The sequence below is a fragment of the Pyxidicoccus trucidator genome, assembly GCF_010894435.1.
Lineage (GTDB): Bacteria > Myxococcota > Myxococcia > Myxococcales > Myxococcaceae > Myxococcus > Myxococcus trucidator.
The window spans coordinates 297,109-315,430 of the sequence record NZ_JAAIXZ010000005.1; the positions used below are offsets into that span (position 1 = coordinate 297,109).

At 70.1% G+C, this 18,322-nt stretch carries 15 protein-coding genes; 9 read left to right on the forward strand and 6 right to left on the reverse strand.

Going from position 1 to position 18,322, the window contains the following annotated elements:
* The first annotated feature begins 153 nt into the window (after positions 1-153).
* Positions 154-2,115 (forward strand): PAS domain-containing sensor histidine kinase, encoded by a 1,962-nt coding sequence (locus tag G4D85_RS17125; RefSeq protein ID WP_164013213.1) that lies wholly within the window; start codon positions 154-156, stop codon positions 2,113-2,115.
* A 16-nt stretch (positions 2,116-2,131) separates the two neighbouring features.
* On the opposite strand, the gene G4D85_RS17130 is transcribed toward G4D85_RS17125, so the two are convergent.
* Together G4D85_RS17130 and G4D85_RS17135 are read right to left on the reverse strand one after the other, a co-directional pair.
* Positions 2,132-2,671, reverse strand: a complete 540-nt coding sequence (locus G4D85_RS17130) for a hypothetical protein (RefSeq protein WP_164013215.1) — start codon at positions 2,669-2,671, stop codon at positions 2,132-2,134.
* Positions 2,643-5,465: an alpha/beta hydrolase gene (locus G4D85_RS17135; protein WP_164013217.1), complete on the reverse strand. Its 2,823-nt coding sequence runs from the start codon at positions 5,463-5,465 to the stop codon at positions 2,643-2,645. Before G4D85_RS17135 ends, G4D85_RS17130 begins: the two co-directional genes overlap by 29 nt.
* Before the next feature lie 127 nt (positions 5,466-5,592).
* Here G4D85_RS17135 and G4D85_RS17140 point away from each other — a divergent pair, with 127 nt between their 5' ends.
* On the forward strand, positions 5,593-6,765 hold the full coding sequence (locus G4D85_RS17140) for a threonine synthase (protein WP_164013219.1): 1,173 nt from the start codon (positions 5,593-5,595) through the stop codon (positions 6,763-6,765).
* A gap of 25 nt (positions 6,766-6,790) precedes the next feature.
* Here the strand turns inward: G4D85_RS17140 and G4D85_RS17145 are convergent, their stop codons facing one another.
* On the reverse strand, positions 6,791-8,101 hold the full coding sequence (locus G4D85_RS17145; RefSeq protein ID WP_164013221.1) for a monooxygenase: 1,311 nt from the start codon (positions 8,099-8,101) through the stop codon (positions 6,791-6,793).
* A 209-nt stretch (positions 8,102-8,310) separates the two neighbouring features.
* Here G4D85_RS17145 and G4D85_RS17150 point away from each other — a divergent pair, with 209 nt between their 5' ends.
* Positions 8,311-9,081: a LamG domain-containing protein gene (locus G4D85_RS17150; RefSeq protein WP_240359326.1), complete on the forward strand. Its 771-nt coding sequence runs from the start codon at positions 8,311-8,313 to the stop codon at positions 9,079-9,081.
* Between the two features lie 33 nt (positions 9,082-9,114).
* Here G4D85_RS17150 and G4D85_RS17155 read toward each other — a convergent pair whose 3' ends face one another.
* Complete coding sequence (locus tag G4D85_RS17155) at positions 9,115-9,504, reverse strand: DUSAM domain-containing protein (RefSeq protein ID WP_164013620.1); 390 nt, start codon at positions 9,502-9,504, stop codon at positions 9,115-9,117.
* A gap of 194 nt (positions 9,505-9,698) precedes the next feature.
* On the opposite strand from G4D85_RS17155, the gene G4D85_RS17160 reads away from it, so the two are divergent.
* Together G4D85_RS17160 and G4D85_RS17165 are read left to right on the forward strand one after the other, a co-directional pair.
* Positions 9,699-10,592, forward strand: coding sequence for a DUF2381 family protein (locus G4D85_RS17160; protein ID WP_240359327.1), 894 nt, complete (start codon positions 9,699-9,701; stop codon positions 10,590-10,592).
* 9 nt (positions 10,593-10,601) lie between these two features.
* Complete coding sequence (locus G4D85_RS17165; RefSeq protein ID WP_164013225.1) at positions 10,602-11,096, forward strand: hypothetical protein; 495 nt, start codon at positions 10,602-10,604, stop codon at positions 11,094-11,096.
* Positions 11,097-11,140: 44 nt separating this feature from the next.
* Here the strand turns inward: G4D85_RS17165 and G4D85_RS17170 are convergent, their stop codons facing one another.
* On the reverse strand, positions 11,141-13,534 hold the full coding sequence (locus tag G4D85_RS17170; RefSeq protein WP_164013227.1) for a glycoside hydrolase family 31 protein: 2,394 nt from the start codon (positions 13,532-13,534) through the stop codon (positions 11,141-11,143).
* A 197-nt stretch (positions 13,535-13,731) separates the two neighbouring features.
* Here G4D85_RS17170 and G4D85_RS17175 point away from each other — a divergent pair, with 197 nt between their 5' ends.
* The 4 genes from G4D85_RS17175 to G4D85_RS17190 all read left to right on the forward strand — a co-directional run bounded on the left by G4D85_RS17175 (position 13,732) and on the right by G4D85_RS17190 (position 17,840).
* On the forward strand, positions 13,732-13,923 hold the full coding sequence (locus G4D85_RS17175) for a hypothetical protein (protein ID WP_164013229.1): 192 nt from the start codon (positions 13,732-13,734) through the stop codon (positions 13,921-13,923).
* A gap of 151 nt (positions 13,924-14,074) precedes the next feature.
* Complete coding sequence (locus G4D85_RS17180; RefSeq protein WP_240359328.1) at positions 14,075-16,519, forward strand: protein kinase domain-containing protein; 2,445 nt, start codon at positions 14,075-14,077, stop codon at positions 16,517-16,519.
* Between the two features lie 93 nt (positions 16,520-16,612).
* On the forward strand, positions 16,613-17,140 hold the full coding sequence (locus G4D85_RS17185; protein WP_240359329.1) for a 6-pyruvoyl trahydropterin synthase family protein: 528 nt from the start codon (positions 16,613-16,615) through the stop codon (positions 17,138-17,140).
* Positions 17,133-17,840, forward strand: coding sequence for an SDR family oxidoreductase (locus tag G4D85_RS17190; RefSeq protein WP_164013236.1), 708 nt, complete (start codon positions 17,133-17,135; stop codon positions 17,838-17,840). Before G4D85_RS17185 ends, G4D85_RS17190 begins: the two co-directional genes overlap by 8 nt.
* Before the next feature lie 6 nt (positions 17,841-17,846).
* On the opposite strand, the gene queD is transcribed toward G4D85_RS17190, so the two are convergent.
* Positions 17,847-18,245: a 6-carboxytetrahydropterin synthase QueD gene (gene queD / locus G4D85_RS17195; RefSeq protein WP_164013238.1), complete on the reverse strand. Its 399-nt coding sequence runs from the start codon at positions 18,243-18,245 to the stop codon at positions 17,847-17,849.
* Between the last annotated feature and the right edge of the window lie 77 nt (positions 18,246-18,322).

Here is an 18,322-nt window from a genome sequence, read left to right on the forward strand (position 1 = left end):
TGCGCGTAAGCGGGGCGCGGCTTTGTGAATCCTCCTGGACATCCGCCTGCCCCGTGAAGCCGCGGGGCGGCGGGCCAGGGATATGAGTGCATCGTGGATTCGACCAGGGCTTCGGAACCAGAGAGCGAGCCGACCTCGGCCGGATTCGCGGCCATGCTGGACGGCGTGGGCCACGGCGTGGTGGCGGTGGACCGCGAGTGGCGCCTGTCCTTCGTCAACGCGTGGATGGAGCGGGTGCTCGGGCGCTCGCGCCAGGAGCTGCTGGGCCGGGAGCTCTGGACGGAATTTCCAACCCTGCGGACCAGCTCCTTCGGTGACGTCTACCGGCGCGCGATGCGCGACGGCGTCGAGGTGGTCCACGAGGACTTCGTCCCCAGCTCCAACGCCTGGTTCGAGTCGCGGGCCTCGCCCTCGGCCACGGGGCTCATCCTCTTCATCCGGGACGTGACGGAGCGGCGCCGCGCCGCGCAGGCCCTGAGCGAGAGTGAAGCGCGCTTCCGCAACATGGCGGACAACGCCCCCGTCATGCTGTGGGTGTCGGATGAGACGGGGGCCTGCCTTTGGCTCAACCGCCAGTGGCATGACTACACCGGCCAGTCGGAGCAGGCGGGACTGGGGCTCGGGTGGCTGGACTCCGTCCACCCCGAGGACCGCGAGCGGACGGCGGAGGCATTCCTTGGGTCGAATGTGAGCCGCGAGCCGTTCCGCGTGGAGTATCGCATCCGCTCGCGCCACGGCGAGTACCGCTGGGCCATCGACGCCGCGAGCCCCCGGCTTGGCAGCTCCGGCGAGTTCCTGGGCTACATCGGCACCGTCACCGACATCCACGAGCGCAAGCGCAGCGAGGAGCGCCTGGCCTTCATGTCCGAGGCGAGCCGCATCCTCGCCGAGTCGCTCGACTACGAGGCCACGCTGGCGCACGCCACCGAGCTCGCCGTGCCCACCCTGGGGGAGTGGTGCATGCTCGACATCCTCGAGGAGGGCGGCGGCATCAAGCGGGTGAAGGTGTCCTGCGTGGACCCCACGCTGGACGCGCTGGTCCGCGACACCGTGCGCTTCCCGCCCGCCGTCACGGGGCATCCCAGGCACTCGCCCAGCCGGGCCCTGGTGGAAGGCCGGGCCATCCTCGTCGAGGACGCGGGCGACGACTACAAGCAGCAGGCGGCCTTCGGCCCCGAGCACCTGGCGCACATGCGGGCCATCGGCTTCCAGTCGGTGATGTCCGTGCCGCTGGTGGCGCGTGGCCGCACGCTGGGCGTCCTCACCTTCCTGGCCATCGCTCCCGGCCGGCGCTTCACCCAGGCCGACCTGGAGACGGCCGAGGACCTGGCACGCCGCGCCGCGCTCGCCGTGGACAACGGCCGGCTGTACCGCGAGGCGCAGCAGGCCGTGCGCGTGCGCGAGGAGTTCCTCCAGGTGGCCAGCCACGAGCTGAAGACGCCCCTCACGCCGCTGTCGCTCAAGCTCCAGATGCTGGCCCGCGCGGCGGAGACCTTCCCGCGCGAGCGCTTCCCCCGGCTGCCGGGCGACGTGGAGATGATGCTCCAGCAGGTCAAGCGCCTGTCCTCGCTGATGGACGAGCTGCTGGACATCTCACGCATCAACGCCGGGCGCTTCTCGCTGACGCTGGAGGTGATGGACCTCTGCTCCCTGGTGCGGGACACGATGGGCCGCTTCGAGCCCGAGGTGCTCCGCATGGGCGGCCGGCTGGTGGCGGACGTCCCCGACGCCCTGGTGGGAGTGTGGGACCGGCAGCGGCTGGAGCAGGTGATGACGAACCTCTTGTCCAATGCCCTCAAGTACGGCGGAGGCCGGCCCGTCCAGGTGCGGGTGTGGGAGGAAGGGGGCGTGGCGTGCATGGTGGTCCGGGACGAGGGCATCGGCATCTCCCCGGAGGCGCTGCCGCGCATCTTCGAGAAGTTCGAGCGCGCGGTGAGTGAAAGGCACTACGGCGGCCTGGGCCTGGGGCTCTACATCACCCGGCAGATTGTCGAGGCCCTGGGCGGCACCATCCGCGCGGAGAGCGTGAAGGACCAGGGCTCCTCCTTCACCGTGGAGCTGCCGCTGACGCCGCGCCCCGCGGGCCCCGGCACACCTGCCACCGGGGCCCGCTAGAGGCACTACGGCATCACTACGGCAGCATTGACCTGTCGAACCGCAGCGGCGTGCGGCTGCGCGTCTGCGGCTCGGCGCCGAGCCAGGCCACCGTCACCTCATTCACGTCCTGGAGCTTCTTGAGGTCGCTCTCGGAGACGATGACGACCAGCCGGTCCTGGCTCGGAGCCCAGGTGTCCCCCAGCCGTACGCCGTTGACGTAGATCTCCGGCGAGGCGCTGCGCTCGAGGTTGCCGAGCGGCTCGGCCGTCCGTACTTCGATGGCCACGGGCTCGGCACGGTCGGCGAGCAGGCCCTCGCCCGCCATGCGTGCCAGCTCGGAGTCCCCTCGGACGCGGCGCACCGCCACCGAGCGCAGCTCCACGGGCCGGGGTGCCTCCGGGCTGCTCGTTCCGCCAGGCGAGGTCTGGAGCCGGGCCGGCGTGGCCTCGGCGGGTGGGTTGTTGGAAGCCTTGTCCGCCATGGAGCCGGGCTCCTCCGCGCAACCGGTGAGCGCGGCGCAGGTGAAGGCCAGGGCCAGCAGCCGGCTAGCGCGAGAACTCGACGTCGTCGACATAGATTTCTCCAGTGGTGGGGCTGTTGAAGATGAAGCGGACCGTGTCGACGTTGTTCAGCGGCAACCCGGAGTTGTTCATGATGAAGGTATGCAGGGGCACTCGCACGGACGTCATCACCGTGTGGGTGAAGCCGTAGGGGTGCGGGTAGGGCTTGGGGATGGTGTCGAACTTCGCCACGGTGGTGCCGCGGGTGATGCCGCCGCCCACCAACTGGATGGTGAAGTCCTGGCTGCCGGCGGCCGGGTTCAGGGCCGACGTCGTCCTGGCCACGCGGAAGGCGACCACCTCCAGGCCCGTGGTGTCGCGCAGGGCCACGGGCACCGTGTGCGTTGCCGTGGCGGTGCCGGCCGTCCAATTCGCACGGACCACCTGCGTCTGGTGGGGCGCGGGGTTGTTGACGCTGGCCAGGGTGAGGGCGCCCGCGCCGGTGAAGGCCGCCGCGTTGCCGCTCACCAGCCGCAGGTGCTGGTTCTCATGGTGCGTCGGGTAGATCTTGAACCCGGAGAAGGAGGGGAAGACCAGCCGCCCGCGCATCATGTCGCCGTACACCACCTCGTTCTTCAGGTGCAGCCGGGTGAAGGCCGCCAGCCACGCCTCGCCAATGCGCTGCTGGTTGGCGGCGGCGATGAAGTCCTGGCGCGCGGGGGAGGAGTCGTCGCCGTCCAGCGCCCACACCGTGTTGAAGAAGTTGTGGTTGGCGCCGTAGACGTCGATGCTCGACTTCGTCCCCAGGGCCCGGTCGTAGATTTTCGTGCCGGACAGGCTCGACACATCGCCGTCCGCCGCGGGCAGGATGACGAAGTAGGGCACCGCGGCGGGCAGCGTGTGGGCCTGTCCGTCCACCGGAGCGATGGACGACACCGAGCCGATGTTGAACGTCGTGTTGAGCATGTACGCCGCGACGGAGGCCTCGCCACCGCGCGAGTGGCCGGAGATGGAGATCTTCGTCATGTCCACCTTCCCGGTGAAGCGCCCCGCGAAGTAGTTCGGGTACGTGGGGAAGGTGGCCGCGTTGTTGAGGTGCGACCACAGCTCCAGGTGCTTGAGGATGAGCGTGCCGCGCTCGGTAATCCACTGCGGCACCGGGCCCGTCAAGTCGTACGCGTCGATGGAGATGGCGATGATGCCGTGGCTGGCCAGGTTGTCGAGCAGCCGCATGTAGCCTTCATGGTTGCGCACGCGGTTGGTGCACGTGGCATGCGTCTGGCCGGCGTTGCGGCAGAAGCCATGGTTGCCGTGCTCCATGATGAAGATGGGGTGCGTGCCGGCGGCCACCGCCGTGCCGACTCCCGCCACGGTGGCCGGGTAGCGAATCACCGCGCGCAGGTCCACGTTGGACGCGGCGCCCATGGTGGGGAAGAAGTTGTCGGTGCTGTAGCTGTCCTGCCCGACGGGGAAGGTGCCCAGGGTGTACGGGTCCTTGCCCGCCTCGAAGCCGATCTGGTCCGCGCCGTCCAGGAAGTCGAGCGCGCTGTTGTACTGGCCGTCGGTGGAGAAGGCCGCGGCGGTGTTGGCCACCGTGGAGCCGAAGTCCACCACCACGTCGTACTTGCCCACGTTCAGCGGCGCGTTCCAGATGATGGTGTCGGTGCCGTTGATGCAGCCGGCCTTCACCGGGTGGATTTCGATTCCGCCGGACACGTCCACCAGGGTGTTGTTGGCGCCCCACTGGATGGGGTTGCGGTGGTTCACCACGTAGTAGGCGGCCCACGTCCCGCCGGGGTGGCCCGCGGGGACGTACGTCGGGTCCACCGCGCCCCAGACGGGGTCGTTGGTGTCCGCGAAGGCGTCCGCGAACTCGAAGTACGGGAAGCCAGGCACCGGGCGGCCGGCGATGTCCATGGTGGGGCCGCCGATGGGGTAGATGAGGTACAGGACGTAGCCGGTGTCGATGCCGTACGACACCACGTCCAGCCGGCCGAGCTGTCCCTGCGGCGGCTCGAACTGGAGCCGGCGCACGACGATGTCGTAGACGCCGCGGCGCTGCAGGGTCTGCTTCCACACGGGCGCGGTGAAGCGGCCGGCGCTGTCGGCGAAGACGCGCTCGACGGCGGGGGCGAAGTTCTCGCCGGTGACGTCGGTGAGGGTGTCGCCCTCGCGCCAGGCGCGCTGGTTGGGCACCACCGCCACCTCCAGGGCCTCACCGGCCTGGAAGCCGCGGCCGCTGACGTACATCTCCGAGCCGTTCGCCTCGCTGGCGTTGAGCAGGCAGCCGGAGTCGTTGGACGCGAAGACCAGGGGCGCGTCGGCGACGAGCTTGAGCGGCAGGCGGAAGCCTCCCTCGGCCGCACCTACCGGCAGCTGCATGGGAGGGGTGGTGCCCTTGGCGTCCCGCGCCACCGGGTGGACGGAGACCGTCAGGGTGCGCCCCTCGAGCGCCTTCATGGCCTCCTCGAAGTCGCGGAAGCGGAACGGCGCCTCCTTGAAGCGGGGCCGGTCGCTGCAGCCCACGACGCCGGACTGGTACCAGAGGATGAACGGCTCTATCTGCCCCCGCGCGTTCGTCATGGCACGGCCGAAGGCCACCGCCCGCTCCAGGTTGGGCAATTCGGCCTCGTCCACGCCCATGCGGAATTCATAGACGGTGTTCGGCTTCAGCCCCACCACGCCGACGTGCAGGGACTGGCCGATGGTAAGGGACTCAATGGGATTGCCCTGTGTGTCGACAGGGTAGACCCCCGGTTCCTTGGGGAGCACGTTGAACGACGCTCCTGCGTGACTGCTGTTCTCGCGGATGACGCCACCGGCGACAGCCGCGGACAGCAGGACGCAGAGCCATGCGAGACGCCTCATGGGAACTCCTGACCTGTATGGGTGTAGTGCTGCGAATGCAGGGACTGCATGCAGTGAACGGGGTTCCCGGGATTTCTTCCTCACTCGTTGCGACTTCCCGCGCGCCCGGGGCATAGATTCAGCCCCCATGGCCATGATTCGACTCGACTGTACGAAGTGCGACCGGACGTACGCGCCGGGCGTCGTGCTGAACCTGTGCACCGCGTGCAGCGCGCCGCTGTTCGCCCGGTACGATTTGGAGCGCGCGGCGCGCACGCTGCGGCCGGAGGCACTGGCCACGCGCGAGCGCTCCATGTGGCGCTACCACGAGGTGATGCCGGTGGAGGACCCGGCGCAGTGGCTGAGCCTGGGCGAGGGCTGGACGCCGCTCTTGCGCGCGCCCCGGCTGGGCGCGCGGCTGGGCATGAAGCAGGTGTGGGTGAAGGACGAGGGCGGCAACCCGACGGGCTCGTTCAAGGCGCGCGGGCTGTCCGCGGCGGTGACGATGGCGAAGGTGCTGGGGGCGAAGGCGGTGTGCCTGCCCTCGGCGGGCAACGCGGGCAGCGCGCTGGCGGCCTACGCGGCGCGCGGCGGGCTGGAGGCCCACGTCTTCGTGCCGAAGGACATCGCGAGCCTCTTCCTCATGGAGACACGCGCGTACGGCGCGCACGTGGAGACGGTGGAGGGGCTGATTACCGACGCCGGGCGGGTGTGCGCGGGGCTGGCGAAGGAGCACGGCTGGTACGAGTGCGCCACGCTGAAGGAGCCCTACCGCGTGGAGGGCAAGAAGACGATGGGCTACGAGCTGGCGGAGCAGCTCGGGTGGACGCTGCCGGACGTCATCCTCTACCCGACGGGTGGAGGCACGGGGCTCATCGGCATGTGGAAGGCCTTCGAGGAGATGGAGGCCATGGGGCTCATCGGCTCGAAGCGGCCGCGCATGGTGGCGGTGCAGGCGGAGGGCTGCGCGCCGATTGTGAAGGCGCACGAGGAGGGGAAGCCGGACGCGCCGATGTGGCAGGGCGCGACGACGCACGCGCACGGCCTGCGGGTGCCCAAGGCGCTGGGTGACTTCCTGATTCTGCGCGCGGTGAAGGAGAGCCGGGGCACGGCGGTGGCCGTGACGGAGGCGGAAATCATCCAGGGCGTGAAGGACATCTCCGCCGCGGAGGGCCTCTTCGTCGCGCCGGAGGGCGGCGCGTGCGTGGCGGCGCTGCGCAAGCTCCAGGCGGCGGGGCAGGTGACGCCCGACGAGTCCGTGGTGGTGTTCAACACCGGCACGGGCTTCAAGTACGTGGAGAACATGGCCCCGCTCTGGTGACGCGGGGCCGCGCCGCGAAGGGCCGCTACTGGGTGAGGTAGAAGACGCCGAGGCACATCTCGTCGTCGGTGCCCTCGCCCCAGCGGCGCTCGGTGGCGCCCGGGGCGCTGTTGTCCCAGTGGCACTCCACCGTCAGCCGGTCCCCGTTCCACAGCTGCACGGGGCGCTGGAGGGCGTAGCTGCCCTGCCAGTGGAAGTCCCAGCGGGGGATGTCGAGGATGCACGTGCGTGCGCCGGAGGGATGCTGGACCTCCGCGCGCGCGTGCGTGCCCCGGGTGTGCATGTGCAGGGCGGCCGAGTGGACGGTGATGGGGACGTTGTTGACGAAGACGCCCTCGCTGATGAAGGACATGAAGGGCGTGGGCTCCATGGACCAGACATGGGTGGTGTCCTCCGCGCCGGCCGCGATGCGCATGGGGACCTTGTCGCTGACCCAGTCGGGGTTGGTCCACGGCTGGACGATGGCGACCTTCTTCACGGTGTCATCCACCTTGAAGGCGACGGAGGTGCGGTCCGCCGAGGCGCGCTGGCCGTGGTCGTTGTAGTGGACCTGGAGGATGACCTTGGAGCCGGGCTCGACGCGCAGGCCGGTGTCCTCGGGGAAGTCCTGGCCGAGGCTGCCGGGGGCCCAGCCGCCGAGCCACGTGGCGCGGCGGGCGTCTCCTCCCGGGCCGCCGAAGCAGGTGTAGCCGGGGCCCGCGGAGGCGTCATCGAGCGCCTGGAAGCCCGAGACCTGGGCGGGCTTCGCGAGGAAGGCGATGACGTGGTGGACGGTGGCGCGGTTGCCCGGGTCGGCGCGGAAGCCGGTGATGTAGCGCGTCCGCGTCTCAGGCCAGTCGATGATGAAGCAGCGGTAGTCGTCCGGGGCCTGCGTGGGGAGATAGGACTCCGGCATCTGCAGGACGACGTCCGCGCGGGACAGGCCTCCGGTGGGGGTGGCGGGAGCGACGGCGTCGGCCGCGCTGCCCTCGGCGGCGCCCTCGTCCACCCAGCGCGTGAGCACGGCCTGCTGCGCGTCGTCGAGCGAGCGGTCCTGCTTGTACGTGGAGCAGTCCTCGGACGGGGGCCAGGGCGGCATGGTTCCCGACTGGACGGAGGCCTTGATGGCGGCGCGGTGGGCGAAGGCGTCGGCGTACGTCTGGAGGGCGAAGGGAGCGATGCCGCCCTCGGTGTGGCAGGCGCCGCACTTCGCCTGCACCACGGGCGCGACGTCCTTGTGCCAGGTGGCCGGCGTCTGGGGCTCGGTGGGCGTGGGGTCGCCGTCCCCTCCGCTGCATGCGGCGAGGACGGCGAGACAGGCGCCCGCGAGCAGGCGGAGGCGGGACGTGCGGGACATGGAGACCTCCACTGCGCGGACGCCCGCACGAGGCGGGCCGGGCAGCATCGCGCACTTCAGGGGTCCGCCGCGAGTCCCGCCTGGCCCTCCCTCAACTCGAACCGCGTCGTGCGCCGGGCGGTGACCTGGGGCTCGTGGTCCGGACAACGTTGGACTCCTTCGCGACCGCGCCATTAGGCTCATGGCAGGTGCAACGAAAGGGCGTCTGGATGAACACGCGCAGTTGGGTGTGGGTGGCTTTCGTCGTGCTGTGGGCCGGCTGTGCGAGCCCTGCCCGGACACCCGCCGACGCGGGAATGCCCCAGGACGCCGAGGTGAAGCCGGGGATGTCACGGCGGGCGATGCGGCTGTGGCTTCGCGCGGACCAGGGCGTGGTCGCCAGCGACGGCAAGGTCTCCCGCTGGAAGGACCAGAGCGGCGGCGGTCGTGACGCCATCATGAGCAGCGTGCCGCGCCAGCCCTCGCTCCGGCGCGGTGCGCTGAATGACAACCCGGTGGTCCATTTCGATGGGGCCCAGTCGCTGTATCTGGAGGCTCTCGTGGAGCCCACGGTCTTCACGGTCTTCGTGGTCGGGAAGAACAACGAGACGGAGGAGCATGCCTTCAGCATGATTCTCGGCCCCGGCGGGAACGAGGCCAACAACCAGCTGCGCTGGCAGAACGGCACCGAGGTGCTGGCGGTCGGAACGGGAAACAACATGCCCGTCGTCAGGACGTCCATCGGCGACACGCGGACCTGGCACCTGCTGACGCTCCACTATGATGGGTCGACCTTGCGCCTCTACAGGAATGGCAAGCCTGTCGGGAACCACGACTTCTCGACCCAGGGCCCGTGGACCTTCGCGCAGGTCGGCGGGTATTACAGCGAGCACTTCGCGAAGGCCGACCTGGCCGAGGTGCTCGTCTACGACGACGCGCTCCTCGGCGGCGAGCGCGAGGCCGTGGAGCACTACCTCAAGAGCAAGTACCGGCTCGATTGACCCCGGCGGGGGCGCGCCTTCACGTGTCCACCGTCAGCTCAGGTCTCCTTGTGGTCCCTCGAGGTGGGCCAGTGCGACTTCAACCTGCTCCCGGTAGAGGGGCACGACCTCCACGCTGAGCACGGACTCCAGCACCGCGCGCGCTCCTTCAATATCTCCTGCTTCCTTGCGCCTGTTGGCGTCGGCCAGGGTGCGAGAGAGGCGCCGTGAGCCGTCTCGTATTCTTCGGTTGAGCTCACGTACCAGCGCGGTGGCGGTTGCGGGAGCGGAGAGGGCGTCCAGCGCTTCGGCGTCGCTGACAGCCAGGTCTCCAGCAACCCGGCGCAGCAGTTCGCGGAAGTCGTCAGTCAACTCCAGTGTCTCGCCGCGCTGCAGCCGTTGGCCCCACTCAATCAGCCGATCCCAATCACGAGCCTCGACCATCCTGGTCACCGAACCTTCTGCCAGCGGTGCTTTTGCAGCAACGTATCCAGCCTGCGCCGGAGCGAAAGGCGGGACTCGCGCACCTGCTTGTCATGGACGGATTCTACCTCTCCACATCCATGGAGTTGTCCGTTCGCCGACCACACTGGTAGGTTCTTCGCCCCATGCGGATGTCCTTGCCCGGTCGGTGTGCCTTGCTGCTGGTTCTTGTTGCAGCCGTCGCGTCCGCCCAGGGCCGCGACGGGGGCAACGTGCGGACCCTGTTGTTGTCCGAGAGCCCTGACGACGCCACCCACCGTATCTATGTGAAGGGGCAGGTGGTGACGGTCCTTCAGTTCGAGATGCCCTGCGATCCGACGCGGACGAAGCTTCTGGGATGGGAAGGTCGGTTCGAGCAGGTGGGGATTCTCGGCCGGATGGTGGTCCTGAAACCCCTGCGTGACTTGGACCCCGATGAAGGAATTCCCCTGCTCGTAACGCTCGAGAGCGGAACGGAGGTTCCATTCCTCCTCAGGCCGTTGGACCCGAAGGGAGGACGGTGGCCGGACCAGCAGGTGAACGTATTCAAGGACCGCGAGAGCTACGAGGCCATGTCCTCGGCCCTGAACGATGCGCTCAAGGAGAAGCGGGCCCTCGCGGATCAGGTCGAGCGCTACCGCAAGGAAGAGACCTCCGAGGACCACGCCCTGGCCGCGTTGCTGGTGTCGGGGGCCGTGAGGCAGACCCCGTTCAGGCTCTCGTCCCAGGTCTCAGGTAAGGACGAGGGCGCGAGCATCGACGCCCTCTTGTTTCGAGGTCGGGGCAAGGCCGCAGTGGTGTTCAAGGTCTTGAACCTTGATCCGGAACAATCGTGGCGCATGAAGACGGTGCGCCTCGTGACCGAATCAACGGGAAGAGACCGGGCGTTGGCCTTCCGCGCGACGGCCTCTTCCCTCACTCCCGGCGCATCCGGTGTGATTGCCATCGTCGTGGACAAGGGCGCTTTCGTGGATGAGGGCAAGGTGACGAACCTCATCCTGGAGGTCTACCGGCACGATGGGGCTCTGCAGGCCTACATTCCACTGGCTCACCAACTTGCCGGGAAGTAAGAGCGGACCATGTGCTCCCGTCGACTCGCGCTCCTGGGCCGCGCCGTGCTGCTCGTGACGTCATTGGGGTGCACGACTCCCGGTGGCGTATCGCTTCGGGCGGATGGAACCCCGGGGCCCGAGGAATGCTCGCAGAAAGCTCGCGAGGCCATGCGCTATCTCCGGCTGTTCGTCGGGGAGGCCGCGCAGGCCGAGCTCGACGCGAATCAGGGCATGACAGACTTGGTCACGCTGTACGAAGGCCCCGTCGAAAGCATGCTCATTGATGACCTTGGCTTGCTTGACGCGCCTGCCCGACTCTACGGACGGGTCTGGACGGATGGTCCGCAGGTGGTCATCCGGTATTACGAAGCCCAGCCGCTGGATGGGGGCGACACGGTGCCCATCTGCGCGGTAGCCCGGCTCGGGCTGGGGCAAATGAGGAAGCGGCCTGACTCCAAGCCCGGGACCGCCATCCTTGGGTCCTCGCGGGCAGCAGTCTTCATCGTCGACACCTTCAGGTGAGGCACGGCTCCGTGCCTGCCTCACGCCGCGACGCGTGAAGTCCCTCACGTGTCCACCGTCAGCTCCGTCCAGGCGGAAGCCACGCGCATCTCCAGCACGCCGCGCTCGAACTTGAACGACAGCGCCCCCGCCACGCTGCTCGCGTAGGGCAGTCCGTACACACGAATCGTCTCCTCCGTGCGTGACAGGGGCAGCCGCCCCTCGACCCGCCGCGTCAGCTTGAGCACGCCCTCGCCCAGGCTTCCCTCCACCACGGTGAGTCGGAAGTCGCCGTACCCGTCCCCCACGTCCTCGTAGAGCCGCCCGTGAATCTCGGGGGCGGCGTGCAGGTGCCACTCCAGGTGGTCCCAGTTGGCGGTGGTGGTGTGCTTCGCCGGCCGTGTCAGCGTCACCGCGCCGCCCGCGCGCAGCCAGAGGGGCACCGTGTCCAGCGCACCCTCCGCGATGACGTGCCGGCCGCCTTCCTGAATCGAGCCCGGGTGGTCCAGCCCGGGCCACTCCATCCACAGGCCCTCCGGCAGGTACGCCAGCCGCTTCGTGTGTCCGGGGCGCACCACCGGCGCCACCAGCAAATCTCCACCGAAGAGGAACTGGTCGTACGCCGTCACCGCCTCCCTGTCCTTGGGCGCGTGCATCACCAGCGGGCGCAGCGCGGGCAGCCCCGTCTCCGACGCCTCGTGCATCAGCGTGTAGAGCGTGGGCAGCAGCCGGTAGCGCCGCTTCAGTGCCTCGCGTGCCAGGGACAGATAGGGCTCGCCGAAGCGCCACGGCTCCTGCGGCTGCGTGCCCTTGCCGGCGTGGTTGCGCATCAGCGGGTAGAAGGTGCCCGTCTGCATCCACCGGACGAGCAGCTCGCCACTGGGCATGCCGATGAAGCCGGGGATGTCCACGCCCGTGAAGGGCACTCCCGACATGCCCAGCCCCACCAGCATGGGAATGGACGTCTCCAGCTGCGTCCAGTGGCTGGAGTTGTCCCCCGTCCACACCGCCGCGTAGCGCTGGATGCCCGCCGAGCCCGCGCGCGTCAGCAGGAAGGGCCGGGCCTCCGGGCGCATCTCCCGCAGGGCCTCCCATGCTCCCTTCGCCATGCCCATGGCATAGACGTTGTGGACCTCCAGGTGCCGCTTGTCCCCGTGCCGGGCGTCGTACGGCAGCGTCTTGCCTTCCACGGTGCCCACGCCTTCTGCGCGCTCGTTGGCGATGGTGAAGAGGCCCACGTCGGGCTGCACCGCGAAGCAGGACGGCTCGTTCATGTCGTTCCAGAAGCCGGCCACGCCCAGCGCCACGAAGTCACGGTGCAGGCCGCCCCACCAGCGCTGCACCTCCTCGCGCGTCAGGTCCGGGAAGACGGCGGGGCGCGGCCACACCTCGCCCACCAACACGTCGCCCCGGTCATAGCGCACCAGGTAGTCGCGCTTGCGCGCCTCCTCGTACACGGTCCACCCCGGCTCCTGCTTCAGCGCGGGGTCGATGATGGTCACCACGCGCACGCCCTCGGCGGCGGCGTCTCGCACCAGCGCCGCCGGGTCCGGGAAGCGGGTCCGGTCCCACGTCCAGACCTTGTACGTGTCCATGTAGTCGATATCGAGGTACACGCAGTCCAGCGGCAGGTCCCTGGCGCGGTAGCCCCGGATGACGCCCCGCACGTCCTGCGCGTTCTCGTAGCCCCAGCGGCTCTGCTGCGCGCCCAGGCTCCACAGCGGTGGCAGCGGCATGCGGCCGGTGAGCGTCGTGTAGCGCCGCACCACGTCCGCCGGGCGAGGGCCGGTGATGAGGTAGCAGTCCAGCTCAGGCCCCCAGGATTCCCAGGCCAGCTCGCTTCCGTCCGCCAGCGCCACGTCCACCTCGGAGCGCCAAGTCTCGTCCAGGAACATGCCCCACGCCACGCCGTCGCGCAGGCCGACGAAGAAGGGGATGGACTGGTAGAGCGGGTCGGTGTCCGGGTGGTGCGGCATCACGTCCGTGTTCCAGAACGTGAAGTGCATGCCGCGCTTGTCCAGGGGGCCCACCTTCTCGCCGAAGCCCAGGTAGGCCTCGCCTGGAGGCGCGTGCAGCGTCAGCCAGGAGCGGTGGGTGCTCATCGGGTAGCCAGACTTCGTCTCGCCCGCCACGCGGGTGCAGCGCGCCAGCTCGCGCCCGTCCGCGTCCCCGAAGCTCCAGGTGCCACGGTCCGTCGCCAGCTCCAGCGTCACGCCCTCGGCGCGCACCCGCACGCGTCCCTCCTCGCGCGTGACGTCCAGCGGGCGGAGCCCGTCCGCGGACACCACGGCCCAAGAGCGTTTCGCGGGCAGCTGGGGATGCAGGAAGCCGACGGTGGCGGACGTCGGCGCGTGGCGGAGTCGCAGCACGCCGGGGAGGGGACAGGTGACTTCGAGGGTGGCCCGGGGGCCCCAGGACCGCAGGCGGGCAGGCTCGACGGTCAGCTCTTCGATGCGCATGCGGGGATTGTACGGAGGGCACACGGCCAAACGGCGAGACTTGAGTCTCAGAACCGTGGGAGATGTTCTTCCCGGACACCTGACTCCGCCCGAGAGGGTGTGCAAGGTCGTGCAGGAACTGGACGCGGCTGGCGGAAGTGATTCACGAGGTGGCGCCACTCGAGCGGCCCCATGCGATGCTCCTTGCGGAACAAGTCATGACGAAGCCCCCGCCCGAATCCCTGCCCTTCCCGGACAGCCTCTGCCACCGCTGCGCCGCGCCGCCGCGCTACGTCCAGTCTCGGACCACCACGTTCATCATGTGCCCGTTGCTGCCCCAGAAGTACCCGCCCCAGCCGGTGCGCGTCTGCGCGCTCTTCCGCCCCGCGGACCCCGAGACGTCCCGGTAAGCACGCTGCGGAGGCGCGGCCCCGCTTCCAGACCAGGAACGAGAGACGCGCTCCCGTCACGCCAGGCGGACGGACCGTGCGGCTTGCGTCCACTCCGGGAAGCAGCCTGGAGGTCAGGCGTCACCCTGGAGATTGGCGGGCGAGCGGGCGGATGTGGGGCTACACTCGCCGCGCCGTGTCCGAGGAGAAAAACCCCACCGCACCCCCAGGCGGCACCGATGTGACGGTGCTCACCCCCAAGCAAACCCCCGGCCTCGAGGCCGCGGCGGGCTCGGAGTTGTTCGCCGGCCGCTACGAGCTGCTCGGCCTCGTGGGGCGTGGTGGCATGGGCGCCGTGTACCGGGTGCGGGACACGCTGGTGGGCGACGTGGTGGCGCTGAAGGTGCTGGAGGTGGGCCCCGCGCCCGCTCCCGAGTGGATGGAGCGCTTCCGCCGCGAGGTCCGCCTGGCCCGCAGAATCTCCCACGGCCACGTGGCCCGGACCTTCGACCTGGGCGAGCACGCCGGGCGCCTCTACCTGACGATGGAGTTCGTGGAGGGGCAGAACCTCCAGCAACTGCTGGAGCGCGAGCGGGCCCTGGCGCCAGCGCGCGCCGCGCGCATCGCGCTGGCACTGTGCGAGGGGCTGGCCGCGGCGCATGCCGCGGGAGTGGTGCACCGGGACCTCAAGCCGGCCAACGTGCTGGTGGAGGCCGGCGGCCGGGTGGTGCTCACCGACTTCGGCATTGCCCGTGCGGTGGCGGGCGAGGTGTCCTCGCGCACGCAGGGCCTGGTGGGCACGCCCCTCTACATGGCGCCGGAGCAGCTGGAGAGCGGCGAGGTGGACGCACGCGCGGACCTCTATGCCATGGGGCTGCTGCTCTACCAGTTGCTCACCGGCGAGCCGCCCTTCACCGGCGAGTCGGCCATGGCCGTGGCCTTCGCCCGGCTGCGGCAGCCCCCTCCGGACCCGCGCCTGCGCGCCTCGGTGCCGGATGCGCTCGCGGAGGTGGTCCTGGCCTGTCTGGCGCGGGAGCCGGCGGACCGGCCCGGCGGAGCCCTCGCCGTGGCGGTGGCGCTGCGGGGCTGGCTGGCGTCCGTGGGTGAGCCGGTGGAGCCGACGGGCACGCCAGTCCCGGGCGCCACCTCCACCGGAAGGGCCTTCCCACCCGTGACGCCCCCGCCGGCCGGGGCGCAGCGCTTCACGCCGCGCACACCGCTGCGCCCGGGAGAGCAGTCGCTGGCGGTGCTGCCGCTGCGCTTCATGGGGCCTCGCGAGCAGGAGGCGCTGGGTGATGGGGTGACGGAGTCGCTCATCGACCTGCTGTCGCGCACGCGCGGGCTGCGGGTGCAGAGCAGCGGGGCGACGGCCCGCTTTCGCCAGGAGCGGGAGCCCCGGGCGGCGGCACGTGAGCTGGGGGTGGAGCTGCTGGTGGATGGGACGGTGCAGGGCATGGGCAGGTCGGTGCGCGCCACGCTGCGGCTGGTGGAGGGCGCGTCCGGCACCCAGCTGTGGAGCGACCGGTTCGACGAGACGGACGAAGACGTCTTCACGCTCCAGGACCGGCTGGGGCAGCGGATGGCGGAGGGGCTGCGCAACGAGCTGCTCCTCCTGTCGTACCGCGACACGGTGCCCGAGGAGGCGAGGGCGCTCTACCGGCAGGTGCTGACGCGGCAGCGCTCGACGACGCGGGGCGTGACGGAGGACCTCCTCGCGCCGCTGCGGCAGGTCCTCGACCTGGCGCCGGACTTCCCTCCCGCGGTGGCGCAGTACGCCGTGGCGGCCGTGCGAGCCTGGTTCCTCCGCTTGTCGGACAAGGCGCGTGACTGGGAGGCAGAGGCCCGGAATGCCCTGGAGCATGCCCTGCGGGTGGCGCCGGAGCTGGTGGACACGCAGCTGGCGCGCGCCATCCTGGCCATGCACGAGGGCCAGTGGCGCGAGGCCGTGGTGGCGCTGCGCGCCGCGCTGGACGTGGCTCCCGCCTTCGCGCCCGCGATGCAGCAGCTCGGCAACCTGCAGTGCGAGGCGGGTCGGGCAGCCGAGGGGCTGGAGCGGCTGCGGCTCGCGTATGCCCTGGAGCCCGGGCTGGTCATCTCCCTGGTGGACGTCGCGCGTTGCAGCGCGCTGCGGGGGGACCACGACACCTACCGCTGGTGCCTGGAGCGGCTGGAGGCGCAGCCCCGGCTGGCGCTGGTGACGCTCACCCTGCGCATGCGCGTGGCCGCCTGGAGCGGAGACTTGGACGAGCTCCGTCGCTGCCGGGAGCGGCTGCGCGACGAGCTGGACCCCGTCGCGAACCATGCGGCCAGCTACTGCTCCGTCGTGCTGGGAGAGACGGACGTGGACCACGCGGTGGAGTCGCTGGACACGCTCCTCTCCCTGCGGCTGAGCCCGCGCTTCGCATCGCTGCTGTGCCAGCTCGCCGCCGAGCAGCTCTGCCTGCGTGGGGCCACGGAGCACTCGCTGCGGTACCTCCAGCGGGCGGCGGACGCGTCGCTCATCGACCTCGAGTGGATGGACCGCTGCCCGGCGCTCACCCCCCTGCGGACGCTGCCTGGCTTCCCCGAGGCCCGGCGCAAGGTGCGCGCCCGCGTGGAAGCCATCTGGTCCGCGTGATGCGCAGTTGACGTTGGCGCCACCTCCGCCCGCGAGCTTTTCACTGGGGGCCGCAGTGGCTAGCGGCCATCGGGGCTTGGTGCTAACTCAGGCGTGACTTTTCCCTTCAGCTTCGGGCTGCCCATGTCGCGCACGACCACCATCGAGCTGCACAAGGAAGAGATGAAGTTCTCGGCCGGGCACTTCACCATCTTCTCCGCCACGCACCGGGAGAACCTGCACGGCCACAACTTCACCGTCTACGTCGCCCTGACGGGCGCGGTGGTGGAGAACGGGCTCCTGTCGGACTACGGCCCGCTGAAGCAGGCCGTCATCTCCCGCTGCCGCGCCTGGAACGAGACGTTCCTGCTGCCGGGGCGCTCTCCCTACCTGCGCCTCGAGCAGGACGTGCGCGGCGACTACCTCGCGCGGTTCCATGACGAGGAGCTGCGGTTCCTCGCCAGGGATGTGACGGTGCTCCCGGTGGAGAACGTGACGCTGGAGGAGCTGGCCCGCGTCTTCGGTGAGGAGCTGGTGGCGGATGGCGCCGTGCTGAAGAGCTCGGGCATCACCCGCGTCGTGGTGAAGTGCGCCTCGGGCCCCGGCCAGTGGTCGTCCTGGGAGTGGGAGAACCATGGCTGATTGGGCAATCATCACCGGCGCGAGCCGGGGCATCGGACAGGCGCTGGCCGTGCGCTTCCGCCAGCATGGCTGGGGGGTGATGAACCTCTCCCGCAGGCCCTGCCCGGTACCGGGCGTGGTGAACGTGGGCGTGGACCTCGCGGCCCCGGGCTGGGAGGCGCAGGTGGGGCAGGCCCTGCGCGACTCGGTGGGCCCTCCGTCCGGGCGCCTCTCGCTCGTCCACAACGCGGCGCTCTACGAGCATGACGACGCCCTGTCGCTGACAGCGGAGCACTTCCGGCGGGTGCTGGAGGTCAACGTCGTCGTCCCGGCGGTGCTCAACCGCCTCGTCAGGGAGCGCCTCACCGACGGCTCCTCCATCCTCTACGTGGGCTCGACGCTGTCGGAGAAGGCGGTCCGGGGCAACGCCTCGTATGTGACGTCCAAGCACGCGCTCGTCGGGCTGATGCGGGCCACCTGCCAGGACCTCGTCGGGACGCGCGTCCACACCGCCTGCATCTGCCCGGGCTTCACCGACACGGAGATGCTCCACGAGCACGTCGGCGAGGACCCGGCGATCCTCGAGGCCGTGGCGAAGCGGACGACGTTCGGCCGCCTCATCGAACCCCGGGAAATCGCCGACGTGGTCTGGCTGTGCGCCAACACGCCGGTGCTCAACGGCGCGGTCCTCCACGCGAACCTGGGGCAGATAGAGAGCTGACGCTGCTCAGCCCTCGGCGGGGTAGACGGTGCACGACGACGTGCACGTCTCCGCCACGCGGATGCGCACCACGCGCGCGCCCGGCAGGCTCAGTCGCTCGAAGAGCCACGCCGCCAGCAGCTCGCTCGTGGGGTTCTCAAGACCGGGCACGTCGTTCAGGAGCCGGTGGTCCAGCTGCGCGTGGAGCGGCTGCCAGGCCGCGTTGAGCTCGGCGAAGTCGACAATCCAGCCGAGCTTCGGGTCCACGGGGCCGCGGATGGTGAACTCGACGTTGTAGCTGTGCCCGTGCACCCGGGCGCACTTGTGCCCTTCGGGAACGTTGGGCAGCCGGTGCGCGGCCTCGAAGGTGAACTCCTTCGAGATTTCGGTGACGAGAGCGACCTTCTTCGAAGGATGGGCTTCCATGGGGACTGGCTTCTACTTCGGAGCCGGCGGGAAGGCCACGCACGCGGTGCACCCGCGCGGCACATCCGGGCCCCTCC

Coding starts and splice junctions, on each gene's coding strand:
- G4D85_RS17165 (WP_164013225.1), top strand. CDS start 10,602: ATGTGCTCCCGTCGACTCGCGCTCCTGGGCCGCGCCGTGCTGCTCGTG.
- G4D85_RS17190 (WP_164013236.1), top strand. CDS start 17,133: ATGGCTGATTGGGCAATCATCACCGGCGCGAGCCGGGGCATCGGACAG.
- G4D85_RS17150 (WP_240359326.1), top strand. CDS start 8,311: ATGAACACGCGCAGTTGGGTGTGGGTGGCTTTCGTCGTGCTGTGGGCC.
- G4D85_RS17170 (WP_164013227.1), bottom strand. CDS start 13,534: ATGCGCATCGAAGAGCTGACCGTCGAGCCTGCCCGCCTGCGGTCCTGG.
- G4D85_RS17145 (WP_164013221.1), bottom strand. CDS start 8,101: ATGTCCCGCACGTCCCGCCTCCGCCTGCTCGCGGGCGCCTGTCTCGCC.
- G4D85_RS17135 (WP_164013217.1), bottom strand. CDS start 5,465: ATGAGGCGTCTCGCATGGCTCTGCGTCCTGCTGTCCGCGGCTGTCGCC.
- G4D85_RS17155 (WP_164013620.1), bottom strand. CDS start 9,504: ATGGTCGAGGCTCGTGATTGGGATCGGCTGATTGAGTGGGGCCAACGG.
- queD (WP_164013238.1), bottom strand. CDS start 18,245: ATGGAAGCCCATCCTTCGAAGAAGGTCGCTCTCGTCACCGAAATCTCG.
- G4D85_RS17180 (WP_240359328.1), top strand. CDS start 14,075: ATGTGGGGCTACACTCGCCGCGCCGTGTCCGAGGAGAAAAACCCCACC.
- G4D85_RS17140 (WP_164013219.1), top strand. CDS start 5,593: ATGGCCATGATTCGACTCGACTGTACGAAGTGCGACCGGACGTACGCG.
- G4D85_RS17175 (WP_164013229.1), top strand. CDS start 13,732: ATGACGAAGCCCCCGCCCGAATCCCTGCCCTTCCCGGACAGCCTCTGC.
- G4D85_RS17125 (WP_164013213.1), top strand. CDS start 154: ATGCTGGACGGCGTGGGCCACGGCGTGGTGGCGGTGGACCGCGAGTGG.
- G4D85_RS17130 (WP_164013215.1), bottom strand. CDS start 2,671: ATGTCGACGACGTCGAGTTCTCGCGCTAGCCGGCTGCTGGCCCTGGCC.